This is a genomic window from Hymenobacter lucidus, from assembly GCF_020447265.1.
Classification (GTDB): Bacteria; Bacteroidota; Bacteroidia; order Cytophagales; family Hymenobacteraceae; genus Hymenobacter; species Hymenobacter lucidus.
Genome location: NZ_JAJADR010000002.1, coordinates 532,372 through 556,824, shown reverse-complemented (window position 1 = coordinate 556,824; position 24,453 = coordinate 532,372). Strand labels below are relative to the sequence as shown.

Sequence of the window (24,453 nt, the reverse complement as noted above, 5' to 3'; positions counted from 1 at the left end):
ATGCCCATTCCCACCCAGAAACACCAGGATACGCTCGATACCGCCATTCGGGCCCTGCACGGCCGCACATTTTTCGCCGCCTTCCCCGAAAACCCCTCGCCCGAAATCTATGGCCCCGATGCCGACCGGCTCGGCCACGAAGCCTTTGAGCGCCAGCGCCACCAGCGCTTCACCGAACTGCTCCAGACTGGTGCTGAGCAGTGGGTGGGCCAGGAAGAGTCGCCGTGGGAGCAACTGCCACTGGGCGTGCAGTATCCATATTTCGCGCCCGAAACCCTGGTGCAGCGCGCCCAGGCCAGCTTCAACCCCTGGCGCAAACTCAAGCCAGCGCAGCGGGCAGCCCTGCTCACCGAGGCCCTCGACGGTATTAAGGACCGGTTTTTCGAAATTGCCTACGCCACCATGCACACCACGGGCCAGGCGTTTATGATGGCCTTTCAGGCCAGCGGCCCCCATGCCGCCGACCGGGCCCTGGAAGCCATTGCCGCCGGCTACGAGGAGCAAACCCGCTTTCCGGAGGAAACCCGCTGGGAAAAGCCCATGGGCAAATACAACCTGGCGCTGCTCAAAACCTGGCGGGCCGTGCCTAAGGGTGTGGGGTTGGTTATCGGCTGCTCTACTTTCCCCACTTGGAACTCGGTGCCGGGCCTGTTTGCCTCCCTGGTTACCGGCAACCCGGTTATCGTGAAGCCCCACCCCAAAGCCGTGCTGCCCATTGCCATTATGGTGGCCGAGGTGCAGAAAGTGCTGGCCGGCTACGGCTTGGATGTAAATACCTGCCAGCTGGCCGTGGATGCCGACGACCGGCTGATTGCCAAAGACCTGGCCGAAAGCCCGGCCGTGAAGCTCATCGACTACACCGGCGGGTCCCAGTTTGGCGACTATATCGAAAGTCTGCCGGGCAAAACCGTGTTTACCGAGAAAACCGGCGTCAATTCCATTATCCTCGACAGCTGCGACGACCTGGACAAGGTGGCCCAGAACTTGGCGTTTTCGGTGAGCCTCTATTCAGGCCAGATGTGTACCGCGCCCCAGAACTTCTTTATTCCGGCCGGCGGCGTGCGCGTCGGCGACGAAGTAGTGCCCTACGAGGAAGTAGTGCAGAAGCTGGCTGCCGCCGTTACGAGCCTGGCTACCAACCCCAAAGCCGGCCCGCACGTGCTGGGGGCTATTCAGAGCGCCGCTACCCACGCCCGGGTGCAGCAGCTGACGCTGGATGGCGGCCGCAGCATTTTGCCCTATGGCACCGTGGCTCACCCCATTTTCCAGAATGCGCGCACTTGCTCGCCCAGCATTCATGAGGTAGATGCGGCCCGTATCGAGCAATTTAGCCAAGAGTTGTTTGGGCCGATTATGCTGGTCATCAAAACCCGCGACACCCAGGAAAGCATTCGGCTGGCGGCCCAGCTGGCCCGGGAGTACGGCGCCATCAGCTGCGGGGCCTATACCACCGACGCGCAGGTGAAAGAGCAGATAATGGATGAAATGAGCCTGGCTGGCACGCCCGTGAGCTTCAACCTGACCGGCGGCATCTACGTGAACCAGAACGCGGGCTTTTCCGACTTCCACGTAACGGGCGGCAACCCGGCCGGCAATGCCTCCTTCACCAACCCTGAATTTGTAATTAAGCGCTTCACCTGGGTGGGTTTCCGCGAGCCTGCCGCTTCCTAAAGCTTATCATCGATAAATAACAGCGCCCCGGCTGAGCAATTCAGGCGGGGCGCTGCTTGTTGGTACTAACGAGGCGGTGCTTAGCGGCCGGGGTTCTTGTCGAATTTGTAGTCTTTGGGAGCCGGTACCGTTTTGGCCTTGTAGGGGTTGCGGGAATTCAAATCGACGCCGAAACCGGGGCTGCGGTGCTTTTTGAACTTGGATTTGTCGTTGGTGCGACGGGGGCCACTGGTGGAAACGGCCTTGTATTTCTTCGGGTTGGCACCCTGGCTGACCGTATCCTGGGAGCAGGATGCGCCGGTAATGAGCAGGCTGCAGGCGAGCAATTGTACTAGTCTTTTCATGGAGAGGCACTGGAAAATGCCCCGGTCGGGAGTGTCGGGGCTTTGCCTGGTAGTATACTAAGAACGAGGGATAAAAGATACATAAGCCCTTGGGCTACTGAGGAGCTAACTTATACCCCCAGTCGGTTGAAAGGCCCGCATTTGCCCCGCCGCTTACAGGCTCAACAGCTCCCGGAACAGCACCGACTGCTTGCGCGACACTTCCACTTCGGGCCCTTCCCGTAGCTTTATCTTGAGCGTGTTACTAAACCAGGGCTCGATGCTCTCAATCCATTTCAGATTGATGATCTGCTGGCGGTTGGCCCGGAAAAATACTTTTGGGTCGAGGCGAGCCTCCAGGTGCTGCAGGGTACGCGGAATGAGCGGCCGGTGCTGCTCGAAGTAGATCTGGGTGTAGCTACCGCTGATTTCAAACAGTCGGATATCGGCCAACCGCACAAACCAGCACCGCTCCCCGTCCTTTACAAACACCTGATCCTGCATCGACAGCGGGGCAGGCGTAGCTTCTTCGGGCGGCATGGCGGGGGCCAGCCGCTGAGTGCCGGCCTTTTCCAGGGCCGCCGCCAGCCGGGCCTCACTGATGGGCTTGAGCAGATAATCCAGGGCGTTGACCTCGAAAGCCCGCAGCGCATACTCGTCGTAGGCCGTGGTGAAAATAACCTGCGGGGCCGCTTCCAGCGACGCTAGCAGCTCGAAGCCGGTTTCGCCGGGCATATGAATATCCAGAAACAGCAGCTCGGGCCGGAGCTGCTCGATCTGCTGGCGGGCTTCGGCCGCGTGCCGGGCTTCGCCCACAACGACTACTTCGGGGAAGGCCTGTAGCAGGTGGCGCAGCTCGGTGCGGGCCAGCCGCGAATCATCAACCAGAAGGGCATTCATAGCAAGCAGGGCAAGAAAATGAGCAGGATGGCGAAATAGGAAGGCGTTGGAAGCATTATGCGGAAACGGCTGCCAGCGCGGGCCGCAGGGCCGGGGACCCAGGCCCGGCCGGCAGCCGCAACTCGGCTACTACAGTGCCGGGCTCGGTAGCGCTGTTGGTGAGCTGCAGGCTGGCGGCGGGCCCAAACAGCAGCTGCAGCCGCTCCTGGGCATTGCGCAGGCCCACGCCTTCGTGGCCGGAGCGGGGCTGGTAGTGGCCGGTGTTGCGCACCGTTACGCGCAACTCCTGCTGGTCGAGGTGGGCTACTAGTTGAATCCGGCCGCCGTCGGGGTTTGGGGCAATTCCGTGTTTAATGGCATTTTCCACGAGCAATTGCAGCGTCATGGGTGGAATGGGCACGGCCAGGGCTTCGGGGGCCACGTCGAGCGAGTAGGCGAGGCGCTCCTCCAGCTGCATAGCTTCCAGGGCTAGGTAGTGCTCCACGATTTCCAGCTCCCGGGCCAGGGGCACCTGCTCGGTGCTGTTGAGCTGAATAGAGTAGCGCAGCAAGTCCGAGAGGTGAGTTATCATGTCGCGGGCCCGGGCGGGGTTTTCAATCACCAGCGCCCGGATGTTATTGAGCCCGTTGAACATGAAGTGCGGATTGATCTGAGCCTTGAGCATCCGCATTTCGGCCTCCTGCACGGCTGCCGTCAGCTTCCACTTATCCACCTCGGCCTGCTTATAGCCGTCGAGGTAGTGCAGGCCGAAGTAAAGCACCGACCAGAGCCAGAACACGAAGTTGGCGTAGCAGGAATAGAGCACCAGCATCAGCCAGCTGAACTCGCCCGGCGTGAAGACGCCCACGATGAACATCATGATGCCTGAAATGACGAACTGCGTGCCCAGCGCCAGCAGGAAGTTGACGACCAGCAGCCGGGGCACCACGGCTAATACCGGCAATCGCAGCCAGCCGCCCCGCCGAATGAGGCCGCGCAGCAGGTGCGAAGTGCCGATATTGAGGGCAACGATGAATACTTGCGACACGGCCAGCCCCGGCGTAAGCCGCCCGGTAGCCTTGAAAATGGTAATTCCCATCAGGGCGTACAGGCTCCAGCAGAGTAGCTGCAGCGTCCAGTAAAGCCGGGGGCGGGCGGTAATGATGGCCATAAGATGAGCAATATAGCGCCGTTCGGATATGGGTGGAGCCGCCTTGGGCATCCTGCACGAGAATGCCAGGCGGCAAAGCCCGTCATGCTGAGCCTGAGCCAAGCATGACGGGCTACATTTCTATTCTGCTCTGTACCGCCTACTTTTTAGCCACCGTGCTCTGCTTCAGAAACGCGTCGGCCTGGGCGAAAAACCACTGCTGGTCGTCGTACATCAGGAAGTGGCGGCCGGCCTGCGACATCTCAATGTGGTGCTGGGGCAGCTTGGCATATTGACTGGCAAAGATGGCGCGGGTGCTTTCCAGCGTCGAGCCGTACTGCTGGTAGGCCGCCCAGGCCCCGAGCACCAGCACCGGCTGCTGAATGCGGGCAATATCCTGGCGCAGGTCGGTGGTCATCAGGTCGTACATGGCCTGGGCCACGGTGGCCGCATCGGAGGCCAGGCCCCAGCGCGCCACCTGCGTCACGCGGGCTGTATCGGTTACCAGGCTGCTTACCATCTGCCGCTGGGTGGCCATCGTCATGCGGCCCTTGCTCATTTGTTGGTGCATGCCCTCAGCCATCGGCTTGGCGGCTTCCGCCGTCAGGCTCGGGTTTTGAATGGCGGCCATAAACGGCAGCGAATCGACGATAACCAGCGGGCCGACGGTTTCGGGTTGGGTGGCGCTCAGCCACAAAGCCATAAAGCCGCCCAAACTGTGGCCTATTATCACCGGCTTACTCATTTTCTGGGCCTTGATGTACACCAGCAGCTGGTCGCACACACCTTGCAGAAAGGCCGTGGTATTGGCCGTGGCCGGCTGCCCGCCAAACCCGGACAGCGACACTATATGGCACTGGTACTGTTTCTGGTAGTGGGCCACGGTTTCGTCCCACACCGCGCCGGGGCAGGTCAGGCCCGGAATCAGCAGCATGGGGCGGCCTTTGCCGGTTACTTTCACCGTGAAGCCGGGGTGGGCGGCGGCATCGTCGGCAATGAGGGCAGTAGCGCTGACCGGCGAAGCAGCGGCCAGGGCGGCGGTGAGCGGGGCAGCAGCCAGTAGCATGGCGGCCAGGGCGGGGCGGAGGGTAGCGGCGAAGTTCATAGAGCAGGAGTGAGGTTGGCGGTGAATGATGACTCAAACCTAGCGCTAGCCCCGGCCCCATGAAACAGGTTTTGGGCGAACGGTAAATAGGGCCGCTGACCAGCCGTAAACCCGGCCGAATGGTAACGCCCGCAACGCCGACGGCCCCGCCTCAAAGACTGAGACGGGGCCGCGTATAGTTAGCAAAACGTGCTTCTAGTTGCCTGTAGGCCGCTCCGAGCCCGAGGCTTCCGGGGCGCAGGTAGTAGAGCTTACTTTGCCGTTGGCATCAAACTGAATGCGGATGGGCTGGGTGTCGGTGGCGCTGCCAAACAGGTACGACCAGGTTTTGCCGCTGCCCTCGGCTGCATCTTCGCCGGTGGGCGCGCCCATAATGCCGCGCACCTGCTGCTCGCTCATCCCGACTTCCACTTTCACGCAGTTTTCGGCGTTTTGAAAGCTTTCCTGGGCAGTGCAGGCACTCAGCAGCAAGGCAGCCACCAGGGCCGCGAGCGGAAAAAAGTTCTTCATGGTAGGGGCTAAATGATATTGCGCAAGTCCTCACGCAGGGTGTCGATGCCCCGGCGGATTTCGTCCCAGGTGCTGCCGGGGCGCTCGGGTGCTTTGGCACTGGCGGGCCCAACCAGCTCGGCCAGCTTGGCCCGCTTCACTTCCAGGGCCGCAATGTGCTCGTGGTAGGTGTTTTCGGAGTTGGCCGCCGTGGCGTGGGTGCGGTTGCGCAGCGTCTTGATTTTGGCATCCAGCTCGTCGAGGGCCTGGTGCAGCTCGGCCTCGCTCAGATGCTGAGGCACGCGCATATTTTCGGGGTTGGGAGTAGACATGGTGGTGAAAGCTAGGCGGGGGCGTTGGAAAAGGTGGGGAAAAGAACCCTGAAATAATGTACTGCTTTTTGGCGGCAAAGGATACCGCAACCTCTGCCAACACAACGGCAACACAAGCATAACGGTAGCGTTACGGCCGGGCTTGAGCCAGGGCATAGCTTTGTATGTCTGCCAGATACCCCGCCCCGCCATGCGTCCACTGCTACTCGTGCTTTTCTCGTTTCTGCTGGCCACGGCTCCCACCGCCGCCCAAAGCCAGCTCGCGGCTGCGCTTTCCGACAGCGGCAGCAGCGTGCCCACTGGCAGTGCCCCGGCCGCCGCCCCGCTCGTGTACCACACGGCCGAGGAAATGCCCGGCTTTCCCGGCGGCGACGCCGCTTTTGCCAAGTTTCTGCGGGCCAAAATCAACTACCCGGCCGCCGCCCTCAACCACGGCGCGTCCGGCAAAGTCCACGTCAGCTTCGTCGTCGATGAGCAGGGCCACATCCTGGACCCCAAAGTGGTGAAAGGCCTCGGCTATGGCCTCGACGAAGAGGCCCTGCGCCTGGTGCGCATCATGCCCTGGTGGAACCCCGGCCGCATCGGCGGTCAGCCCGTGAAAGTGGCCTACACGTTGCCCATCGTGTTTCGGGCGCTGGAGTAGGTGGTGAAGTTGTCAGTTGTCAGTTGTTAGCGCTGTCATCCTGAGCCCCGCGAAGGACCTTCCTCCCTTGAGTGATAAGGGTGATTCAACGTACCAAAGCCCTCTACTACTTGCGTGGTAATTGGCTTTTTACATTGGCACTATCTGCGGTGGGGTAGGCGAGGGAAGGTTCTTCAACGCCGCTTGATGCTCGGAATGCTCCACTGCGTTCAGGATGACAGCTCTAACAACTGACAACCAACAACTAACAACTAAACTCCTTCGGTACGCCCAGCTCCCGGGCCAGGGGCGCGGCTCCGGATTGCCAGAGGCGTTGAAGGAGCGTTTGGATGGTTTCGGCCAGCTCCAGGTGGTAGTCGGCGTGGAGTTTCTCGGTTTGGCGTAGCGCGTCGTGGGTGCGCTTGGCCAGGTGTTGCAGCAAGGGCTGAGTGGGGCCGTGCAGCTTGGCTACTAATTGGGGCTGGTGCTCAAAGACGCGGTTGAGTAGGCGCAAGGTTAGTTCCACTTCCCCGAAGGCGTCCTCGGTAATCTTGGCGTGGTAGCCAATGCGGGCCTGTAGCTGACGCACGATAATGAGCAAATCGTTGGGCGTTTGGTGGTAGCCGCGCACCGGGTCGTCAATCTGGGTGCGGAGCTGGGCACGGCGGTCCTCCAGCGCGTCGGGGCCTTCGAGCAGGCGGTAGGCCAGCTGCTCGGTCAGCACCGCGTCCTGGGCCACGAGGCGGGCCAGGAGCTGGTCTTTTTCCTTTTGGGGTAAGTTGAAGAGGGCTTTGCGCAGGTCGGGGGAAAGGGCGGGCATAGGGAAGTCTGGGTCAGACTGGGAAACACGCAATAGCTACGCCGTGTGCCACCGCCGCGCCATTTTCCAGCTGCTTAGGGCTATAATTCCTAACAGGAATAGGATTGGAAGTTGCCACGCAGAGGAAGAGAAGGCTTCGCTCCGAGCTTGCTGCCAGCGCGTGAGCCAATTTTGCATCTGGCCTCCGAAAGAAGCGAGTGGCTTTTTGTCAATTACGTCGTAATAAGCAGTGCCACAACCAAATGGGACAGGAGCCTTGTTGGGGTAAAGAATACCATCAGCCAAAACTGGCGATTTGTAGACATTGGTAAAAGCATACAGTGTAACAGGCGTGTGGTGAATGTCCAGCAAATACGTTTCGGTAGCAGAATTTGCCCACTCCAATCCCTGAACCAGACTAGCGTAAGTGGCCTGCTTAGCAAAGCGTATCCGTATGCCTTTAGCGTGCATTGTATCTGTTTGCATTACCCGCATAGCTAATCGGGCTTCATTGGCAGTGGTCAGATCCTGCTCTAGTACTCCGGTAAAAGCAAAATCCTGCCAAGAGCGGAAATAGGGCAGCTGAGAATAACGCTCTAACCTTTCTGCAAAATTAGAAATACGCTCCGTCTCACCGATCTGAAGCCACTCGTGTATGCCAGATTGTGAGGAAACCTGAAAGAAGATATAATCGGACGTTGGCTTGGGCGGCACCGTAAGTTCCAGCATATACCGCGGCTCCAACGCCGGATACCAGGGCCGCAATGCCAGGCACCCCAGCAACAGCAGAAACCCCAGCGCCAGTAGGCTGGGCGGAAACAGCAGAGGCCGGTGGAAGCGGCGAACAGGATAAAGCAACATGGCCGGGCAGGAAAGTTAAGCCAACAAGTAACGCAGTAGAAGTGTGAATAGTAAAAAAACAGCACGTCATTCCGAGCGAAGCCGAGGAATCTCGCGTGGCGACGTTGGATTGCTACCACAACATCAGCACGCGAGATTCCTCAGCTTCGCTCGGAATGACGTTCCTTCTTCAATGGTTTACCCTTTCTTCGCCTTGCCTTTCTCCGCCGCTTTACCGCCCGCATAGGCCACGCGGTAAATTACGCCGTTCGAGTCGTCCGAAATCAGCAACGAGCCGTCGGTGTGCTGGGCAATGCCGCAGACGCGGCCGAACTGCTCCTTGTTGTTGTTCACGAGCCAGCCGGTTACAAAATCCTCGATGCCGGTGGCTTTTCCCTGGGCATCGTACTTCACGCGCACGATGCGGTAGCCCGAGGGCTGGGCGCGGTTCCAGGAGCCGTGCATGGTCACGAAGGCGTCGTTCTGGTATTCTTTCGGAAACTGCTGGCCCGTGTTGAACACCAGGCCCAGCGGGGCCGCGTGGGCGGCGTAGAGCTGCACGGGCTGCACGCTTTTGGCCGCGTACTGCTCGGGCGTCATGTCGGCGGGCTGGGGGTGGGGTGGAATCTTGCCGTCGGCGTACACGTAGGGCCAGCCGTAGTCACTGCCCTCCTTGATTTCGTTCAGCTCCTCACGCTGGTCTTCGTCGCCGAGCCAGTCGATGCCGTGGTCGAAGCCCCAGAGGGCCTTGGTAGCGGGGTGCCAGCCGAAGCCGATGGTGTTGCGCAGGCCTTTGGCAAACACCTTGCGGCCCGAGCCATCGGTATTCACCACCAGCAGCGTGGCCTGCTCCTTGTTGCGCTCGTCGCAGGCGTTGCAGGTGCTGCCCACCGACAAATACAGCTTGCCATCGGGCCCGAAGTTCAGGGTGCGGTTAGGATGCTGGCCGGCGTCGGGCAGGTCTTTATACAGCGTTTTCAGCTCCCCCAGCGTGCCGTCGGCCTTGATGTCGGCCACGAACAGCTCCCGAATAGCGCTGATGTAGAGCTTCCCGTTGCGCAGGGCCAAGCCGTGCAGGTCGGGGCGCTTAGCTACCTCTTTCATCATATCCGACTTGCCGTCCTTGTTCGTGTCGCGCAGCAGCATGACGGTGCCCTTGGTGCGGTCGGAGGCGTACACGTCGCCGTTGGGGGCTACGGCCAGCATGCGCGGGTTGCCGGTTTTCTCGGCGAATTTCGTGACGGTAAAACCCGCCGGGGCTTTGAGTTGGGCCACGTAGGCATCGGTGGCGTCTACCTTGCCGGGCTTGAAGACATTGACGGCAAAGCCGTCTTTTACGGTCTTCTCATAGTCGTTCTGGGCCTGGGCAGTCAGGGTAGAAAGCAGGGCCGCGGCGGTTAGATAGGGAAGAATTCGGGTAGTCATACAGTAGGAAGTTGAGCGAATAGAGCACTTCGGTTTACCGCCTGCACCGGGTTAGGGTTGCCGGCAGTAGCGCGAACTTTGTAGTTTGAGTGCCAGAACGACTTTAACAGCGCGGGCTACGCGAACTACAAAGTTCGCGCTACTGCCCCAGCGTGAAATCATACGCTACGCCCAGCCGGAAGCCGTGGTTGAACTCGAACACCGGCAAGCCGGAAGTTTCGTCATCGTCGGCGTGCTGGGTTATCTGGTTGAGGTAAAGCGCCTCCAGTCGGAAGTTGTCCTGCACCTGGTAGCCCAGGCCCGCCCCAATTCGGTTCTGGTTAAACACCTTGCTGGCATTACGGCCAAAGCTCAGAAACACCTCGTCAAAGGCTGTCAGGTACCATTCACCGTCGTCGAGGCGGGGGCCTTGCAGGGGCAGGGTAGCCGCGAGCTGGTAGCGGATACGGTTCTGGTACTCCCAGCTTTGCACGGCCCGGCCCCGGCCCTCGGCCAGCTGGCCCTGCCAGCGCTGCTCCAGGCGCACCCGCTGCTCCAGCCCGAGGCGGCCCAGGGTGTCGCTCAGCTGCACGTCCTGGTAGCTGCGGTGCTCGGGAAACGGCACGCCGGTAGCGGCGGTGGGGTAGGCACCGTAGGGGTGAGTAATCAGGTTGGTGTAGCCGGTGGCCACGCTCAGGCGGGGGAGCAGCTGGTAGGCCGCGCCCAGCCGGGCCAGCTGCTGCTGGGGCCGGCCAATAAAGTGGGTGCGCCGCCACTGGTACTCGGTGTGCAGCGTCCAGCGGCGGCCCAAACGATGGTCGCCCTCATACACCAGCCAGCCGAGGTGGTTACGGTCGGCCAAGCGGCTGGCTTGCCCGCAGGCGGCGAAAGAGCCCAGGCAAAAAAGAAAAGCCACACTGGGCTGGAGGAAAGGCATACTTGCTAGACGCAGCCCGACGGCCGGAGGTTATCCGGCTGGCCCTCGGGCGTTGCCTTCCACCAGCTCATTTCCGTAGTAGCCCGCCTTATACCGGGCGGGAGAGCGGCAGGCGAATGCGCACGTAGGCCCCATCCGAAGTGCCGGTTTCCATTACCCCACCCAGCAGCTCTACCCGGTCGTGGATGCTGCGCAGGCCCAGGCCGGTGCTGGCCGTTGGGCTTGGGGCGAAGCCGGGGCCGTTGTCTTCAGCGCGCAGCAGTACCCAGCCGGGCGTGGTTTCCAGCTCCTGGGCCATCCGGTAGAGTGCCAGCTGCAAAGCCGGGGATATCGGGCCAGCATCTTCGTCGAATAGCACCTGGCAGCGCAGGCTCAGTTGCGGAGAGCTCATCTTCCGGCTGATGTCCTGCAGCGCTGCCGCCAGGCCAAACTTTTCCAGCATCATGGGCACTAGCTCGTGAGAGAGAGTGCGCGTCTGGCGGATGGCTTCGGCCAGCAGCCGGTCGGCCTCCTGGCGGGCAGCTACCAACGACGGCAGGGTGTGCAGCGCCGGGGCGTGCAGCTGGTCGAGGCGTAGCTTGGTGGCAAAGAGCAACTGGCCAATACCGTTGTGCAGGCTTTCGGCCACGCGTTTGCGCTCGGCTTCCTGGGCCGCCTGCACGGCCTCAAACAAGGCCTGCTGCTGGCGCAAACTCAGGCGCAATTACTATTGCAACGTCAGCACGCGAGATGCTTCGGCTCTGCTTCATGCGCAGAATACTCTGCATGACGGCCCTTTTGCCTGTTCTCCATACAGCCCAGGGCGTTAGGCTCTGCAAAGGTCCGCATCGATAACTACAAGCCGCTCCGCGTTTATCCTCGATTTTCGCTCAGGAACTACGGTTTCTGGCCCCCGCGCCGCCCTCCCGGCTCGGACCTAACACGATTTCACCTAACACCATATCATGTTAGGTGAAATTATGTTAGGTTAGGCCTTACCTAACACCATTTCGGATGGGCTGAGAAATTGTTAGGTCTCGCCTGACCTGCCTTGCCATGAGCTATGCCCCGCTGCTGCGCGACGTGCGCGCCCATTTCGGTTTGTTGCAGGCCGACCTAGCCACCTGGCTGGGCATAAGCCGCTCGTTGCTGGCCTTAGTGGAAACGGGCCGGGAGGAGCTGCCCCGCCACGCCCGGCCCTGGCTGTTTCCCTGGCTCACGGCCCAGGCCCTGCCCGACGATGAAACGACCGTGCCGGCCCCGCCGCTCGCGCCCGCGCTGCTCCTGGCTAGTGCCGGGCCCGCCGCGGCCTTGGCCCGCCTGCGCGAGTGCGACTACCAGGTCCGGCGGCTGCACTTGCAGCACCTGGCCTTGCTGGGCACCCTGCGCACCGCCGCCCGCCGCCTGGCAGCCGCCCCGGTACTGCACGCGGCCCTACCCCCCGAAACGGCTGCCGAGCCGGTGGCCCTGGCCTTGCGCCGCCGCTGGCTGGCCCGCCTGCGCGAAGCCGCCACCGATGCCCTGCTCCCCGAAGCTGAGGCCGGGCCGGTGGTGGCCGCGCTGCTGGGTATGCGAGGGGAAGCCTACCGGCACGAGGGGGTGCTGCTGGAAGCCTGGCTGGCCGGAGGGAAGGGGTAACGGGGCGTGGGCGGGACGGCCGGGCGAGGATACGGCACTCACCGTAAGGTGGTATAAAAATAAATATGTATATACCTATTCTACGTGATTAATAGCTGCTTATATTTCTGTGGGGTGGCACTCCGCCACTCTGGTTTATTCCTCTTTTTTTCTTATCAGTACTATGGATTACCCTGTTCACCTGCTTATCTCCCGCGCCGAGTGTCTGCTGGTACTCGCCGAAACCCAGGCCGATATTGACCGGATGGAGTTCCGGATTACGGCCACGACCCGCTCGACTACCCTGCAAACCGGGGAGGCCACGGCCAACGTCAACGAAATCGACTCCCTGACCGAGCAGATTACGCCCCTGGAGGCGCGTATCGCCACGATGCTCGCCGGCCCGGCCCGTACCAAGGAGGAAGTGAAGCTGCGCGGCCTCAAACGCAAGCGCGAAGGGCTCCAGGACGAGCAGCTCGTCGGCCAGGGCGGCAGCGGGGCCTTCCGCCGGGCCCGGGAGCTAGATGCCGCCCAGCGCCAGCATACCGGCTACCTGGACTGCAAAGCCCAGGTGCAAGTCCGCCACGATGAGCTGTCTGCCTAACCTTATGCTATGCCTATGCAACAGCCTGCCCGGGAAACCGGGCAGGCTTTTTTGTGGGATGGGCAGGGGAAGACCTATGCCTGCTGCCACTGCCGAAACAGCCGCCCGCCCGAAACCAGGGCCAGCAGGAGCAGGGATGCCCAGGTGGTAGTTATTGAAAAGGGGGGTATGTCTTCAGTAACATGGGCCCAAATCGATGCCTCCTCTGGTGGCATTAGTTTGAAAGGAATAGTGCCAACTTCTGTACAGCTGTACAGGCGAGGTGCTAGGGTTGCAGTAGCTTGTTTGCCTGTGAAAGTACCGTAGCACTCGATTAGGGGCTGCTGCTGATACGTGGTGAAGGTATAGAGCGTGGTCGGCTCATGATGAATATCCAGCCAGTACTTATTCACGTCCGCATTATACAGCTGGTCCAAGGTCTGGATAAGGCTGGCGTAGGAGGCTTGCGGCCCAAAGCGGATACGTAATCCCCGGTCATGGTTTGGGGCGTGATGCAGTTGCCGGAGTATGGTCTGAGCTTGTTGCAGAGAAAAGTAGTCCTGCCAGACATTGCCGGTCAACAGGACCGTTTGCCAGGGGCGGAAATGCTCCAGCTTGCTTGGAGGCATGTACAAGTGTGGGTTTCCCTTCGCTAAAATAGGGTCTTGGTTTGGGAGCGGTGGGGCAACAGTAAGTGATACTACGTACTGCTCTCTCAGCCGCCCTGCCTGCTGCTCTATCACTCTACACCCCAGCAGCAACAGAAACGCCAGGGCCAGCAAGCCCGGTGGAAGCAGCAACTGGCGACGGTGGCGGCGAAGGGCGTACATGGGAAAAGTCGGAGACGGAAATAGCGGAACGCTCAGCTGCTAGCAGTCAAGATACACTAAGACGGGCATTATCAGCCTAAACATCCCGCCCGGTTTGCCGTTTGGATGCTCACTGACCTGACTTGTGCGTATGCGTCCCCGTTATTTACTGCTGTTTCCCCTCGGCTTGCTGACCTTGTCGGCCCGGGCCCAAACCCCCGCCCCGCCCGATACCACCCGCACCGTGAAGCTGCCCGAGGCTACCGTGGTGGGCTACGGCACCAATCTGCCCCTGCGGCGCACGGCGGCCGGCGTGGCCGTGCTGGATGCCGCGGGTATCGAGCGGTTCAACCAATCGTCGTTGGCCGCCGCCGTCAATACCCTGCCCGGCGTGCGGCTGGAGGAGCGGGCCACGGCCAGCTACCGCATCAGCGTGCGGGGCAGCACGCTTCGCTCGCCGTTTGGGGTGCGCAACGTGAAAGTATATTACCACGATATTCCCTTCACTGAGGCCAGCGGCAGCACTCCCTTCAACCTGCTCGACGCGGCCACCATCGGGCGCATCGAGGTGCTGAAAGGCCCCACGGCCAGCGTGTACGGGGCCGGCACCGGCGGGGCCATTCTGCTCTCAAACCGCCAGGCCGCGCCCGGCGAGTCGCGGGCCCAGGTGGGCTTCACGGCGGGCAGCTACGGGCTGCGGCGCTACTCGGCCACGGCCGAAACCAGCACCGCTGCCAGCAGCCTGCGGGCCCAGTACGCCCACCAAAGCCTGGACGGCTACCGTCAGAACAGCGCCGCCCTGCGCGACGTGCTCACCCTCGACGGCGAATTCCGGCCCTCCGAGAAGCGCACCGTAGCCGCCCACCTGCTCTACACCGACCTGAGCTACCAGCTACCCGGCGGCCTCACCCGGGCCCAGTTCGACCAGAACCCAAGGCAGGCCCGGCCGTCGGTGGTGAATGCGGCGGGCGTAGTAACCAACCCTGGCACGGTGGCCCAGCAGGCGGCTTACGCCTCGCGCACGGCGCTGCTGGGCTTGTCGCACGAGTACCGTTTCACGCCGGCCTTCACCAACAAAACCACGCTCTATACCTCTGGCACGGCCATTCGTACCCCATTCCTGGTCGACTATGAGCGCAACACGGCCCTGGGTTGGGGTGGGCGCACGGCTTTCACCTACCGCCTGCCGGTGGCCGGCCGCGCTCTGCGCCTGAGCGGGGGCGGGGAGTGGCAAAGCAGCTTCGAAAGCTCCCGCAACTACACCAACCGCGCCGGTACGCCCGGCCCGCTGCGCTACGACGACGAAATCCGGACCAGCACGGGCTTCGTGTTTGGGCAGGCTGAGCTGGAACTGCCGGCCGGCCTGCTGGCCACCGTGGGCGCCAGCTACAACCGCCTCGCCTACGACATCACCCGCCTGCCGGGCGGCACCATCACGCCCGGGGGCTACGAGGTAGAACGCCGCTTCGAGCCCGAAGTGTCGCCCCGGGTAGCCTTGCTCAAGGAAATTACCCCGCTGATTTCGGCTTACGCCAGCGTGAGCAGCGGCTTTTCGCCCCCCACCGAGGAAGAAATACGGCCCTCCGACGGCAGCCTCAACACGGCCCTGCAAGCCGAGCGCGGCACCAGCTACGAAGCGGGCCTGCGCGGCAAAGCCCTTAGCCAGCGGCTCACCTTCGATGTAGCCGCCTTCGACTTTCGGCTGCGCCAAACCATCGTGACGCGCACCACGGAGCAGGGCGCCCAACTGTTTGCCAACTCCGGCTCTACCCGCCAGCGCGGGGTGGAGGCGGCCGTGAGTGGCTGGCTCTGGCAACCTGCGGCCACGCCAACTGACGTGGCCGCCACGGCCGCCGGGCTGCGCCTGTGGGCCAGCTACGCCTACAACCATTTCCGCTTCCAGGACTATCAACAGAACGCCGACAACTACAGCGGCAACCGCCTCACCGGCACTGCCCCGCACACGCTCAGCGCCGGCCTCGATGCCACCACCAAGCCGGGCTTCTACCTGCACCCCACACTCAGCCATCAGGCCCGCCTGCCACTCAACGACGCCAACACCTTCTATGCGCCCGGCTACTGGACCTTTGCCGCCCGCACCGGCTGGCGCCGCACCCTGCTGGGCCACCTGGAGCTGGACGTATTTGCCGGCCTCGAAAACGCTACCAACCGCCACTACAGCCTCGGCCCCGACCTGAACGCCTTCGGCAACCGGTTCTACCAGCCCGCCCCCGCCCGCAATTTCTACGCCGGCACCACGGTAGGATGGAAGTGGTGATTTAGCGAATTAGTGAGTTAGTGAGTTTTTGTTTTTTTGTTTTTTTGCCGCCTACAATTACCTGTCATTGCGAGCCTGTGAAGAACCTTGCTCCAGTAAGTGACAAGCATCTTTCAACGCAAAAAGCCCTTTACCACCAATGTAGTAAAGGGCTTTTTGTATTCACTAAGCTTGATTGGGCCAGATGAGGACGCCTTTTGCTCTGTTTAGGATGGCAGAACATAAAACCCACTAACTCACTAGTTCGCTAAATCACACCTTCACCGCCTTGCCTTTCTTCGCGGCTTCGTAGATGGCCATGATATAGCGCACGTCCTTTAATCCTTCTTCGCCAGGCGTTTTGGGTGTTTTGTTGTCGCGCACGCACTCGGCCATGTGGTCCAGCTCGGCGGCAAACTGGTTGCCCTCCTTGATTTTGGGTTCTTGCTTGCCTTCGTCGCTGCCGATTTTCATCGTGTGCTCTTTGTAGTCGGAGAGCGGGTCGAGGTCGAGCCAGGCTTTGTCGCCGAAAGCCCGGCCGCGCTTTACCTCCGAGTAGCTGTAGGAGCTGGTGCAGGAAGCCAGCACGCCGCTGGGGAAGCGCAGGGTGAAGTGAATATTATCTTCCACTTCCTTGAAGCGCGGGTCTGATTTGTCGCTGAATTCCTGGGCCGTAATTTCCACTGGCTCTTCGCCGGTGAGGTAGCGGCAGGCATTGAGGGCGTAAATGCCGATATCCATTAAAGAGCCGCCACCGGCCAGCTTTTTCACCACCCGCCACGAGTCGGCCTTGTCTTCGGTGGGCTTTACGGGGCGGCCGTGGTCGGAGGTGATGGCGCGCAGCTTGCCCAACTCGCCCTTCCGGATTCGGTCCATGGCCTCCAGGTTGAAGGGCTCATAATGGGCCCGATAGGCAATCATGAGCTTCTTGTTGGCCTTTTTGCAGGCCGCAATCATCTTCTCACAATCTTCTACGGAAGTCGCCATGGGCTTTTCGCAGAGCACGTGCTTGCCGGCCTGGGCCGCGCGTATCGTGTACTCGGCGTGCATCGAGTTGGGCAGAATGATATAGACGATATCCACCTCCGGATTGTCCTTGATGGAATCGAAGTTCTCGTAGCTGTACACGCTCTTTTCGGCTACGCCGTATTCTTGGGCGAGCTTTTTGGCCTTGTCGGGCGTGCCGCTTACCAGGGCCGTAATGCGGGCATATTTACAGTCTTTGAAGTTGGGCATAATCTGCTCGGTGGCAAACTTGCCCAGGCCCACAATGGCAAAGCCGAGCTTGCCGGAATCCGCTGGTTTCATAGGGTCGGGTTGAGGTTGGGAAAAGGCCGCGCCCGGTCCGGCCACGGCGGCCAGGGCCGCGCCCACGCTGAGCTGTTGCAGAAAGCGGCGGCGCGAATCGGGAGTAGCAGGGCTGATGGGCATCGGTAGCGTAGTAGTTGGTAGCTGCTGACTGAACGGCCAACTACCGCTTTGCGTTACGCCCGGCTTCTCTTGTATCTTGGGCCTTTCATTTTACCCAGGCCCGTACGCTATGAACTCCGCCTTCACTATTGAGCCCCTCACTGAGGCCCACTACCCGGCCGTAGCGGCTATTTATGCCGCCGGCATTGCCACCGGCAACGCCACCTTCGCCACCGAAATACCCGCGTGGCCGGCCTGGAATGAAAGTCACCTGGCCGCTGCCCGTCTCGTGGCTGTGGCCGCCGATGGCACAGTAGCCGGCTGGGCGGCCCTCACGCCCGTGTCGGGCCGCTGCGTGTACCGCGGTGTGGCCGAAGTGAGCGTATATGTAAGCCCGACGCAGCAGGGCCAGGGCATCGGGCAGGCGCTGTTGCACCACCTGATTCAGGAGTCGGAAGCGCAGGGTATCTGGACGCTGCAATCGGGGATTCTGCGGGAAAACGAACCCAGCCTAGCCCTGCACCGGCGCTTCGGCTTCCGCGACGTGGGCATAAGGGAGCGGCTGGGCCAGCTGCACGGCCAGTGGCGCGACGTATGCCTGCTGGAGCGCCGCAGCCAGGTGGTAGGTGCCTAAATGCTACCCGGCCGTGGGCAGGGCCAGCACCGGCAGCCGGGAGTGGCGGATGAAGTGGGCCGTGATGCTGCGGTGAAACAGGCGGCCCAGAATGTTGTGGCGCCGCGCAATGAGCACCAGCAGGTCGGCGTGCACGGCCTGAGCGGCGTGCTCAATACCCTTGGCCACGTCCAGGTTCCGCGCCCCCCGGGTATGTACGGCATTTTCGGCTAGGTTGCCCAGCAGCCCCGATTGGCGCACCATGCTCAGCGCGCCCATGCAGGAGTCGTCGTCTTCGGGCTCGGCTACGTGTACCACCGTGAGGTGGGCCTGTAGAGCCTGCAACAGCGGGGCCACGGCAGCCGCCGGCGCAGCCAGCCGGAACTGGGCTCCATCAGCGGCTATGACAATACTTTGGGGCCGCTGGGGTAGAGTGCCCATTGGCACTACCAGCAGCGGATACTGCGTGGCTCGCAGCAAATCCAAAGAAGTTGTCGTCACCAGCTCGTCGGGCAGGTCTTCTACGTTAGGTTTGCCCAACACTACCAGTGCCGGCCGGTGCTGTTCCACCACTTCCAGAATGGCAGCCGTGGAGCGGCCGGCCGTCATGGCCGGAATAGTGGGCACAGTCAGATGGCGCAGCCGCTCGTCCAGGGCTACGGCTATTTCTCCCTCCGTGCGGTGTGGCACCCGGCCCGTGAAGGTTTCGGGGTCGAAGATAGAGTCGCGGTTGACGTGCAGCAGCACCAGTGGCATCTGCAGCTGGGCGGCCAGCGCGGCGGCATACTGCAGAGCGTCGTCGGCGGCGGGAGTGAAGTCGGTCAGGACTAGCAGGGGAGCAGACATACGGGCAGGTAGTTAACGATAAGGATACGCAGGATACCGCAGGAGCGTTAGGCTGCCGTTAAAGTAAGAGCTTATCCTGCCCTGGTTAGCAGCCTGCCACTCCAAGTGGGCCCGAGCGGCCCGCTCTATTTTATAGCTGAACCAACTTACTGTTCTTATAAGCCCAATCTGGTCCAGCCATTTTCAGCCACAGCCGCAGCTGGTGGAACAGGCGGCGGCCGGGGCGGTTTCCAGCGCGAAGGCCATGGGCTCGGTCGTCAGCACTTCGGTGGTGGCAATGGTAGTGGTCGTGGCAGCAGGAGCAATGCAGCACTGGCTGCTGTCCGCGCCGCCGGCCGCCTGGTCGTATTCGTGCTGGTAGCGCGGGTCGTTGAATTCGGCATCCTCGTGGAAATAATACACTTCCCATTCCGTGCCGTCGGGGTCGTTTACCCAGAATTTGTCCTGCTTGGCGTAGCAGCAGCTGGTGCCTACTTCCTCGCGCTGCACTAGGCCCAGGCTGCGGGCCACGTCCAGGCGCTGGTTGAGCTCGGCCAGGGTTTCGACCTGAAAGCCCAGGTGCCCGAAGTCACTGCGGACCCGCGCCGAATTCTCTACGAACGAGATAATCAGGGACGGCGAATCCAGCACGTATTTGGCGTAGCCAGTCCGGATTTTGGTAGCCGGCTGCCCGAAAAAGGCCGTGTAGAAGTTCACTGTGGCCGTGAGGTCAGCTACGTAGAGACTGACGTGCATGCGGGGAAAAACAGCATTGCTCATGATGAAAAAGGGAAAAGTGAGAAATGAAAAAACGAGTCAATCGGGTAGCAAACTGGTATTAGCAGGCACAGTCGAAGCCGGTAGTGGCCTCGGCGAAAAAGTCGGCAAACTGCGCCTGCACCCGGCGCAGCAGTTCCACGTTCAGGCAGTAGCACACGGTCAGCCCGTCGATGTCGCCCCGGATCAGGTCCAGCGCCTTGAGCTCCTGCAGGTGCTGCGACACGGTGGTGCGGCTCAGGGGTAGCTCGGCGGCTATGTCGCCCGAAATGCAGGATTTCTTGGCCGCCAGCAACTGAATGATGGCAATGCGGGCTGGGTGGGCCAGCGCTTTAGCCAGGCGCGCCAGCTCCTGCTGGGTAGGGGTGAAATCGGCAGTTTTGGCGTAGGTCATGCTGTGTCTTTGTAGTATGACGTAAACATACGACATAGTGTAATTCAAAGTCAATATTCTGACCAGTTATTTTTTTAGGGGCAACAAAAAAGCCGCCCAAACAATTGTCTGGCCGGCTTTTAGGAAATCTACTACCAATTCCCCGCATCCGTTATGAATGCTCAGGAACCAGCAAGCATCAAGGGTTCGATGCTTAGCGGTTGTTGTCGTCGATGGAGTTGTTCGACTCGATGATAATATTATCTACCGGGTCGCCGGTGGTGCCGGGGTTGGCACCGGGCGTCACAGTATCGTCCGGAATACCCATCGTTTCCTGCTCCAGCTGGGCCGACGTGTCCAGGGTGCCTTCCTCGTCGCGCTTGTAGTTGTAGAGCTCGTCGTGGTGCTTCTGCTGCTCGGGGCTCATCTTGGCGCCGTCGTTTTGGAGCTCATTTGAGGCAGCCGGTTGCTTGTTCTTATCCATAAAAAAACTGGTTGTGGCGTGAGAGAAGCGGCGGAGCCTAGTTCAGGGCGCTGTCATTGGGGTTTTCGGGGCTGTTACTGCGGTTGGCCGGCTCTTCGCTTTCCCAGTTGCGGGTACCGCTGCCGTAGCGCGGGTCGTCTTCCTTATAAGCTTCGCGGCGCGTTTCGGCGTCGGCTTCCTGGGTGCTGACTACCGTGTCGGTAGCGCGGTTCTGGGGCGCGGCGCCTTTCTGGTCGGGCTCAGTTACGTTGGGGGCCGCTACGCCGCCGGGGTTGGTGCCGGCTGGGTGCGAGTATACATCAGAGCCAGTGGTTGGGGCGACGTTGATAGCTCCGCCAAATTCGCCGTAAGCGGGTGTGCCTGCGGGCGTCGAGGGTTTCATATCGGGGGCGGTGTTGGCGCGGGCGGCGCCTTCGCGCAGGTTTTCCGCGTCCTGGGTTTTGTCTTTGCGAAACTCGCTGAACTCGTCCGGATTATCGTTGCTGCCGTCGTTAGGATGGGTTTGCATGGCTGAAAGAAGAGTAAGGATGGATGGCACGAAGCCGTGCTCTGCGAGTATGTACGCAGCTTGCCCGCATTTGGCTACAGCCCCGCTTAAAATCCAACCTCAACTGTAGCCCTGCCTTCAGTGCGGCAGCTATAAAGCCGTACCCGCTAGCTTCTGCTGCGTATGCAGCCCAGCAACTGCCCCAATCCGTTTTCACTTAGTCTATGAAACCCACCATCACCCACAATCAGGAAGATCAGGCTTTTTACGCTACCCTGAGCGGCTACGAGGCCGAACTGGCTTACAGCCGGCCTACCGATACGGTTATCGACTTCACGCACACCTTCGTAGATGAAAACCTGCGCGGCAAGGGCGTGGGCGAAGCCTTAGCCGTGGAGGCCCTCGACTATGCCCGGGCCCAGCAGTTGCAAATCAAAACTAGTTGCTCATTTATGCGCAGCTACGTCGAACGCCACTCCGAGTACCAGGATTTGCGCGAGCAGCAGGAGTAGCTGGTTAGTTGTTTGTTATTTCGCTCGTAGCCAGTTGTCAGCGGCTGTTTCGGTGGGGAAGTGCCGAAACGCCAGCGCAGCTGGAGTTCCCAGGCTCACGGCCTGCGAAGCCAGGCGGGCCATCGGGTTGTCGCTTTCCACGATGGCGCAGTGGCTGTAGCCGGCTTCGCGCACGCAGCTCGGTATCCATTCCGTGCTCAGCCACTGTTGCACCGCCACCGGAATCAGGGGGCGCTGTTGGTGAATGCTCATCGTTTTGCCGGTTCGGAAATGCCGCATAGCCTGCTTCACCTGCTGGTAGGCAGCACGCAGTTCGGCCTCGGTGCCGCCCGTGCGCGTCCAGCGCAGGCGCAGGTAGCCCGCCGCGTCATAGCTCAGGTTGAGGACCGGATTAGAGAAATAAGTGGTTTCGCTGGGCGAGCTAGGAGACATACGGCAACGGGAAGATTTGTTGCTCACGCTGCAGGACGAAGAATATCGTTTCCCGGCTCAGACAACTGCGGTTTCACCTACAAAAATACGACGCAAACCCGAGACATAGGTACCAACATAGATTATTTACTGCCACCAGCACAGTGCTAGCACCTGAATAAAATCAGTTCGGCAGCCAGGTGCTAGTCTAAGAAGGCCTGACTCCGCAAGGAATCAGGCCTTCTTAGACTAGCACAAGCCGGTGCTTGTCAGCGCATAACTAGTGCTGCACTATGGCGCGGCTAGTGTACACCGTGCCCGCCAGGGCCACGCGCACCACGTAGAGGCCGGCCGGCAGGGCCTGCACGTTCAGTGTGGCTTCGGTAGCCGAGCCGCCCAAGGTCTGCTTCTGGCTTAGCACCTGCTGGCCCAGGCCGTTGAAAAGCGTAATGGTGGTTTCGGTGCGGGCTGCTAATTCGGGCAGGCGCACGTGCAGCAAGTTGGTGGTCGGCGTGGGGTACACTTCCAGCTTGTTGGTAACCACTGCAGGTTTGGTGCCCAGCGTAATGCAGGCCGAGGTGTGGCTGCCGATACCGGTGTATACATCTTTGCCGGCGGCCTGCCAGGTAGCCGCCGCCCGCGACCAGTTGGCATCACCCTTATCCACATTGCTGCGGCGCACCAGCGTGTTGTCGGTAGTAGTGCCACCGCCGGGAATTACCCAGCCGGTAGCTACCGGGCGCTGCCCGATAACACCGATTACGTCCAGCGTATCGGTGCCGTCGAAAAGGCCGATGGCGTCGTCGCCGTTGAAGAACGTCACGGCCGAGGCCAGGTCGTTCTGGGCCAGCACCGAGGGTACCGAGCCGGCATTGGCAATAACGAATACATCGCCGGGAGCAATGGTGCCGCTGAGTTCCTGCGAAACGGGCGTCGTTGAGCCGTTGGCAAACAGGTCGACGCGGATGCCGTCTAGGTCAACCGGGAACTGGGAAGGGTTATAGATTTCCAGCACTTTGGTGTTGCCGGTGCTGGCTTCCACGTATTCCGAGAAATACAGCCGGGTGCAGGGGCCGCTCGTCGGGGCCTGGTCATCGTTGGTAATGGTCAGGGTGTGGTTGAAGGGCGTAGCAGCTACGGCTCCGCTGGTGGGCGTACCCAGGCGCAGATATACCGTTTCACTGGCCTCGGGCGTCACATCACCATTGACGGTGATGGTCACGGGTAGCGTCTGGTTGGTTTGGCCGGCCGCGAAGGTCAGCGAGGTCGTGTTCAGGGTATAGTCGGCAGCGTCGGCGCTGGTAGAGGCGGCTACTATCGTCACGGGCACCGTAACGGCCGTAGTAGGCACCGTGCCGGTCAGCGTCACGTTTACGGTGTAGGTCTGGGTGCCGGTGTTGCCTTCCGAAATCGAGCCGCTGGCTGAGGCGAATTTCACCGTGGTTGGCTCGCCGTCGTCGTTGGTGATGGTGAGCGTGTGGGTAGCGGCGCTGCCGGTGCTGCTGCCGCTGCTGGGGTTGGTCAGCGTGAGGCGTACCGTTTCATCGACTTCGGGCTTGGTGTCGCCGTTTACCGTCACGGTAATCGTCTTGCTGGTTTCGCCGGCCGCGAAGGTCAGCGTCTGGGTCGAAAACGTGTAGTCTTCCGGGTTGATGGCCGTCGAGCTGGCGGCATCTACGGCTACCTGCACCGTAATGGTAGCGGTAGGAGCGGGGTCAACGGAAACGGTGATGGTGCTGGTGGTAGTACCGCTGTTGCCTTCAGCCACGGCAGTGCCTGCGGTAGCAAAGGCGAAGGTAGGCTGCACGATGAGGCCATAAGCGCGGGCTACCAGTTCGGGGTAGGCAATGTAGGGGTTGAAGTTGCCCTGGCTTTTAGCCACGCGGCGGTTCCGCTCCCGCTCGTGGGCGTCCACTGGGTCGGCCAGGTGCCAGCGGTAGAGCGTAGCCAGATCGGCCAGCCCGGTAATTACGTCTTTGCCAGCGTCAAACGTCTGACCCTGGTGCATGGTGTAAAAGTAGAAGGCGCAGCGGGCCACGTTGCCCTTGTGGTCTTCGCGGGGCTCAAACAGCGAGCCGCCGTCTTCGCTCCACTCGTCGAGGTTGCTCGTCGGAATCGTGCTTTGGCTGGTCGTATTGCGCATCCAGATCTGGGTCTGGTTGTCGGGCACATCCGCAAACATGTCGTTGCTGCGGTTCGAGTTCCACTGCGTGTAGGTCGGGAAAAGGTGGTGAATGTCGGACCGCATCCGGCTCACCTCGTCGAACCACGACTGGGGAATGGTGTGCTCACAGTTGATCAGGCCCACGCCACCGGTGCTGGTAGCCGCCGAGTCAATGGTTTTGGGCACCGAGTAGCCCGAGTACACGCACGTGAGCTGTCCGTTGAAGACGTCGACGTAGTTGTACATTTTGCCCCGGGCCCGGTCGTAGCCCAGGTCCACGCGCTTGCCGTCGTACCAGTTGGTACGCAGCCAGTCTTTCAGTGCTTGTCCCTGCAAATTGGAAGGCGGAGCCGGCGGCATCACCTGAGCCGTAGCGGCCATGCTCAAACTCATTGCAGCGGCCAAAACCCATGCGAAGAGGTGTTTCATGCTTAGTGTGAAAAAACAGGATGGAGAATAAGACAAATATCAGAAAATGATTCGGTAGACCAGCCGTAAATGCTATTCCTAGCTTGCGCCAAAATGGGAAAAGGCCCATGGAAGAATCCGTGGGCCTTTTTTTAGAAGATTATTATTCTGCTCTATTAGAAAAGTTTAATAA

General features: G+C 61.0%; 27 protein-coding genes. 7 read left to right on the top strand and 20 right to left on the bottom strand.

Features of this window, described 5'->3' with window-relative positions:
- The gene (gene paaN, locus LGH74_RS09125) at window positions 1-1,671 is read left to right on the top strand and encodes a phenylacetic acid degradation protein PaaN (protein ID WP_226174854.1); all 1,671 of its coding nucleotides are present in this window, start codon (window positions 1-3) and stop codon (window positions 1,669-1,671) included.
- Window positions 1,672-1,751: 80 nt separating this feature from the next.
- Here paaN and LGH74_RS09120 read toward each other — a convergent pair whose 3' ends face one another.
- The 6 genes from LGH74_RS09120 to LGH74_RS09095 form a co-directional block, all read right to left on the bottom strand.
- Window positions 1,752-2,015, bottom strand: a complete 264-nt coding sequence (locus tag LGH74_RS09120; protein ID WP_226174852.1) for a hypothetical protein — start codon at window positions 2,013-2,015, stop codon at window positions 1,752-1,754.
- 153 nt (window positions 2,016-2,168) lie between these two features.
- Window positions 2,169-2,894 carry a LytR/AlgR family response regulator transcription factor gene (locus tag LGH74_RS09115; RefSeq protein WP_226174850.1) on the bottom strand — a complete coding sequence of 242 codons (726 nt, stop codon included), beginning with the start codon at window positions 2,892-2,894 and terminating at the stop codon, window positions 2,169-2,171.
- A 55-nt stretch (window positions 2,895-2,949) separates the two neighbouring features.
- Window positions 2,950-4,044 carry a sensor histidine kinase gene (locus LGH74_RS09110; RefSeq protein WP_226174847.1) on the bottom strand — a complete coding sequence of 365 codons (1,095 nt, stop codon included), beginning with the start codon at window positions 4,042-4,044 and terminating at the stop codon, window positions 2,950-2,952.
- 139 nt (window positions 4,045-4,183) lie between these two features.
- Entirely contained in the window at window positions 4,184-5,128 is a 945-nt protein-coding gene (locus tag LGH74_RS09105; RefSeq protein ID WP_226174845.1) for an alpha/beta fold hydrolase, read from the bottom strand.
- A 195-nt stretch (window positions 5,129-5,323) separates the two neighbouring features.
- Window positions 5,324-5,638, bottom strand: coding sequence for an outer membrane protein assembly factor BamE (locus LGH74_RS09100; RefSeq protein ID WP_226174843.1), 315 nt, complete (start codon window positions 5,636-5,638; stop codon window positions 5,324-5,326).
- 8 nt (window positions 5,639-5,646) lie between these two features.
- A complete protein-coding gene (locus LGH74_RS09095) occupies window positions 5,647-5,949 on the bottom strand; it encodes a sll1863 family stress response protein (RefSeq protein WP_226174841.1) in 303 nt (100 codons plus the stop codon).
- A 190-nt stretch (window positions 5,950-6,139) separates the two neighbouring features.
- On the opposite strand from LGH74_RS09095, the gene LGH74_RS09090 reads away from it, so the two are divergent.
- The gene (locus LGH74_RS09090; protein ID WP_226174839.1) at window positions 6,140-6,592 is read left to right on the top strand and encodes an energy transducer TonB; all 453 of its coding nucleotides are present in this window, start codon (window positions 6,140-6,142) and stop codon (window positions 6,590-6,592) included.
- Between the two features lie 244 nt (window positions 6,593-6,836).
- Here the strand turns inward: LGH74_RS09090 and LGH74_RS09085 are convergent, their stop codons facing one another.
- The 5 genes from LGH74_RS09085 to LGH74_RS09065 form a co-directional block, all read right to left on the bottom strand.
- Window positions 6,837-7,391, bottom strand: coding sequence for a hypothetical protein (locus LGH74_RS09085; protein ID WP_226174837.1), 555 nt, complete (start codon window positions 7,389-7,391; stop codon window positions 6,837-6,839).
- 36 nt (window positions 7,392-7,427) lie between these two features.
- Window positions 7,428-8,231 carry a hypothetical protein gene (locus tag LGH74_RS09080; RefSeq protein ID WP_226174835.1) on the bottom strand — a complete coding sequence of 268 codons (804 nt, stop codon included), beginning with the start codon at window positions 8,229-8,231 and terminating at the stop codon, window positions 7,428-7,430.
- Between the two features lie 177 nt (window positions 8,232-8,408).
- Window positions 8,409-9,635, bottom strand: coding sequence for a PQQ-dependent sugar dehydrogenase (locus LGH74_RS09075; RefSeq protein ID WP_226174834.1), 1,227 nt, complete (start codon window positions 9,633-9,635; stop codon window positions 8,409-8,411).
- A 139-nt stretch (window positions 9,636-9,774) separates the two neighbouring features.
- Window positions 9,775-10,530 carry a DUF2490 domain-containing protein gene (locus LGH74_RS09070; RefSeq protein WP_226174833.1) on the bottom strand — a complete coding sequence of 252 codons (756 nt, stop codon included), beginning with the start codon at window positions 10,528-10,530 and terminating at the stop codon, window positions 9,775-9,777.
- A 109-nt stretch (window positions 10,531-10,639) separates the two neighbouring features.
- A complete protein-coding gene (locus LGH74_RS09065; protein WP_226174832.1) occupies window positions 10,640-11,254 on the bottom strand; it encodes a sensor histidine kinase in 615 nt (204 codons plus the stop codon).
- A gap of 332 nt (window positions 11,255-11,586) precedes the next feature.
- Here LGH74_RS09065 and LGH74_RS09060 point away from each other — a divergent pair, with 332 nt between their 5' ends.
- On the top strand, window positions 11,587-12,168 hold the full coding sequence (locus LGH74_RS09060) for a helix-turn-helix domain-containing protein (RefSeq protein ID WP_226174829.1): 582 nt from the start codon (window positions 11,587-11,589) through the stop codon (window positions 12,166-12,168).
- A 163-nt stretch (window positions 12,169-12,331) separates the two neighbouring features.
- Window positions 12,332-12,751, top strand: coding sequence for a hypothetical protein (locus LGH74_RS09055; protein WP_226174827.1), 420 nt, complete (start codon window positions 12,332-12,334; stop codon window positions 12,749-12,751).
- Between the two features lie 74 nt (window positions 12,752-12,825).
- Here LGH74_RS09055 and LGH74_RS09050 read toward each other — a convergent pair whose 3' ends face one another.
- On the bottom strand, window positions 12,826-13,359 hold the full coding sequence (locus tag LGH74_RS09050; RefSeq protein ID WP_226174825.1) for a hypothetical protein: 534 nt from the start codon (window positions 13,357-13,359) through the stop codon (window positions 12,826-12,828).
- Window positions 13,360-13,690: 331 nt separating this feature from the next.
- Here LGH74_RS09050 and LGH74_RS09045 point away from each other — a divergent pair, with 331 nt between their 5' ends.
- The gene (locus LGH74_RS09045; RefSeq protein ID WP_226174823.1) at window positions 13,691-15,817 is read left to right on the top strand and encodes a TonB-dependent receptor; all 2,127 of its coding nucleotides are present in this window, start codon (window positions 13,691-13,693) and stop codon (window positions 15,815-15,817) included.
- Window positions 15,818-16,069: 252 nt separating this feature from the next.
- Here the strand turns inward: LGH74_RS09045 and LGH74_RS09040 are convergent, their stop codons facing one another.
- Window positions 16,070-17,227 (bottom strand): Gfo/Idh/MocA family protein, encoded by a 1,158-nt coding sequence (locus tag LGH74_RS09040; protein WP_226174821.1) that lies wholly within the window; start codon window positions 17,225-17,227, stop codon window positions 16,070-16,072.
- Between the two features lie 109 nt (window positions 17,228-17,336).
- Between LGH74_RS09040 and LGH74_RS09035 the strand changes: the two genes are divergently transcribed.
- A complete protein-coding gene (locus LGH74_RS09035; protein ID WP_226174819.1) occupies window positions 17,337-17,840 on the top strand; it encodes a GNAT family N-acetyltransferase in 504 nt (167 codons plus the stop codon).
- A 3-nt stretch (window positions 17,841-17,843) separates the two neighbouring features.
- On the opposite strand, the gene LGH74_RS09030 is transcribed toward LGH74_RS09035, so the two are convergent.
- The 5 genes from LGH74_RS09030 to LGH74_RS09010 all read right to left on the bottom strand — a co-directional run bounded on the left by LGH74_RS09030 (window position 17,844) and on the right by LGH74_RS09010 (window position 20,786).
- Complete coding sequence (locus LGH74_RS09030) at window positions 17,844-18,665, bottom strand: universal stress protein (protein ID WP_226174817.1); 822 nt, start codon at window positions 18,663-18,665, stop codon at window positions 17,844-17,846.
- Window positions 18,666-18,848: 183 nt separating this feature from the next.
- The gene (locus LGH74_RS09025) at window positions 18,849-19,424 is read right to left on the bottom strand and encodes an ArsI/CadI family heavy metal resistance metalloenzyme (protein ID WP_226174815.1); all 576 of its coding nucleotides are present in this window, start codon (window positions 19,422-19,424) and stop codon (window positions 18,849-18,851) included.
- Between the two features lie 58 nt (window positions 19,425-19,482).
- Window positions 19,483-19,815, bottom strand: coding sequence for an ArsR/SmtB family transcription factor (locus LGH74_RS09020; protein ID WP_226174813.1), 333 nt, complete (start codon window positions 19,813-19,815; stop codon window positions 19,483-19,485).
- 193 nt (window positions 19,816-20,008) lie between these two features.
- Window positions 20,009-20,278 carry a hypothetical protein gene (locus LGH74_RS09015; protein WP_226174812.1) on the bottom strand — a complete coding sequence of 90 codons (270 nt, stop codon included), beginning with the start codon at window positions 20,276-20,278 and terminating at the stop codon, window positions 20,009-20,011.
- A 37-nt stretch (window positions 20,279-20,315) separates the two neighbouring features.
- Window positions 20,316-20,786, bottom strand: coding sequence for a hypothetical protein (locus LGH74_RS09010; protein WP_226174810.1), 471 nt, complete (start codon window positions 20,784-20,786; stop codon window positions 20,316-20,318).
- A gap of 203 nt (window positions 20,787-20,989) precedes the next feature.
- Here LGH74_RS09010 and LGH74_RS09005 point away from each other — a divergent pair, with 203 nt between their 5' ends.
- Window positions 20,990-21,277: a GNAT family N-acetyltransferase gene (locus tag LGH74_RS09005; RefSeq protein ID WP_226174808.1), complete on the top strand. Its 288-nt coding sequence runs from the start codon at window positions 20,990-20,992 to the stop codon at window positions 21,275-21,277.
- Between the two features lie 15 nt (window positions 21,278-21,292).
- On the opposite strand, the gene LGH74_RS09000 is transcribed toward LGH74_RS09005, so the two are convergent.
- Complete coding sequence (locus tag LGH74_RS09000) at window positions 21,293-21,709, bottom strand: hypothetical protein (RefSeq protein WP_226174806.1); 417 nt, start codon at window positions 21,707-21,709, stop codon at window positions 21,293-21,295.
- A 259-nt stretch (window positions 21,710-21,968) separates the two neighbouring features.
- Window positions 21,969-24,281, bottom strand: a complete 2,313-nt coding sequence (locus LGH74_RS08995; RefSeq protein ID WP_226174804.1) for an endonuclease — start codon at window positions 24,279-24,281, stop codon at window positions 21,969-21,971.
- Window positions 24,282-24,453: the final 172 nt, after the last annotated feature.

What these genes read in the sequence shown, in the direction of transcription:
- paaN (WP_226174854.1), top strand. Translation starts at nt 1, where the DNA reads ATGCCCATTCCCACCCAGAAACACCAGGATACGCTCGATACCGCCATT.
- LGH74_RS09120 (WP_226174852.1), bottom strand. Translation starts at nt 2,015, where the DNA reads ATGAAAAGACTAGTACAATTGCTCGCCTGCAGCCTGCTCATTACCGGC.
- LGH74_RS09115 (WP_226174850.1), bottom strand. Translation starts at nt 2,894, where the DNA reads ATGAATGCCCTTCTGGTTGATGATTCGCGGCTGGCCCGCACCGAGCTG.
- LGH74_RS09110 (WP_226174847.1), bottom strand. Translation starts at nt 4,044, where the DNA reads ATGGCCATCATTACCGCCCGCCCCCGGCTTTACTGGACGCTGCAGCTA.
- LGH74_RS09105 (WP_226174845.1), bottom strand. Translation starts at nt 5,128, where the DNA reads ATGAACTTCGCCGCTACCCTCCGCCCCGCCCTGGCCGCCATGCTACTG.
- LGH74_RS09100 (WP_226174843.1), bottom strand. Translation starts at nt 5,638, where the DNA reads ATGAAGAACTTTTTTCCGCTCGCGGCCCTGGTGGCTGCCTTGCTGCTG.
- LGH74_RS09095 (WP_226174841.1), bottom strand. Translation starts at nt 5,949, where the DNA reads ATGTCTACTCCCAACCCCGAAAATATGCGCGTGCCTCAGCATCTGAGC.
- LGH74_RS09090 (WP_226174839.1), top strand. Translation starts at nt 6,140, where the DNA reads ATGCGTCCACTGCTACTCGTGCTTTTCTCGTTTCTGCTGGCCACGGCT.
- LGH74_RS09085 (WP_226174837.1), bottom strand. Translation starts at nt 7,391, where the DNA reads ATGCCCGCCCTTTCCCCCGACCTGCGCAAAGCCCTCTTCAACTTACCC.
- LGH74_RS09080 (WP_226174835.1), bottom strand. Translation starts at nt 8,231, where the DNA reads ATGTTGCTTTATCCTGTTCGCCGCTTCCACCGGCCTCTGCTGTTTCCG.
- LGH74_RS09075 (WP_226174834.1), bottom strand. Translation starts at nt 9,635, where the DNA reads ATGACTACCCGAATTCTTCCCTATCTAACCGCCGCGGCCCTGCTTTCT.
- LGH74_RS09060 (WP_226174829.1), top strand. Translation starts at nt 11,587, where the DNA reads ATGAGCTATGCCCCGCTGCTGCGCGACGTGCGCGCCCATTTCGGTTTG.
- LGH74_RS09055 (WP_226174827.1), top strand. Translation starts at nt 12,332, where the DNA reads ATGGATTACCCTGTTCACCTGCTTATCTCCCGCGCCGAGTGTCTGCTG.
- LGH74_RS09050 (WP_226174825.1), bottom strand. Translation starts at nt 13,359, where the DNA reads ATGCCTCCAAGCAAGCTGGAGCATTTCCGCCCCTGGCAAACGGTCCTG.
- LGH74_RS09045 (WP_226174823.1), top strand. Translation starts at nt 13,691, where the DNA reads ATGCGTCCCCGTTATTTACTGCTGTTTCCCCTCGGCTTGCTGACCTTG.
- LGH74_RS09040 (WP_226174821.1), bottom strand. Translation starts at nt 17,227, where the DNA reads ATGCCCATCAGCCCTGCTACTCCCGATTCGCGCCGCCGCTTTCTGCAA.
- LGH74_RS09035 (WP_226174819.1), top strand. Translation starts at nt 17,337, where the DNA reads ATGAACTCCGCCTTCACTATTGAGCCCCTCACTGAGGCCCACTACCCG.
- LGH74_RS09030 (WP_226174817.1), bottom strand. Translation starts at nt 18,665, where the DNA reads ATGTCTGCTCCCCTGCTAGTCCTGACCGACTTCACTCCCGCCGCCGAC.
- LGH74_RS09025 (WP_226174815.1), bottom strand. Translation starts at nt 19,424, where the DNA reads ATGAGCAATGCTGTTTTTCCCCGCATGCACGTCAGTCTCTACGTAGCT.
- LGH74_RS09020 (WP_226174813.1), bottom strand. Translation starts at nt 19,815, where the DNA reads ATGACCTACGCCAAAACTGCCGATTTCACCCCTACCCAGCAGGAGCTG.
- LGH74_RS09015 (WP_226174812.1), bottom strand. Translation starts at nt 20,278, where the DNA reads ATGGATAAGAACAAGCAACCGGCTGCCTCAAATGAGCTCCAAAACGAC.
- LGH74_RS09010 (WP_226174810.1), bottom strand. Translation starts at nt 20,786, where the DNA reads ATGCAAACCCATCCTAACGACGGCAGCAACGATAATCCGGACGAGTTC.
- LGH74_RS09005 (WP_226174808.1), top strand. Translation starts at nt 20,990, where the DNA reads ATGAAACCCACCATCACCCACAATCAGGAAGATCAGGCTTTTTACGCT.
- LGH74_RS09000 (WP_226174806.1), bottom strand. Translation starts at nt 21,709, where the DNA reads ATGTCTCCTAGCTCGCCCAGCGAAACCACTTATTTCTCTAATCCGGTC.
- LGH74_RS08995 (WP_226174804.1), bottom strand. Translation starts at nt 24,281, where the DNA reads ATGAAACACCTCTTCGCATGGGTTTTGGCCGCTGCAATGAGTTTGAGC.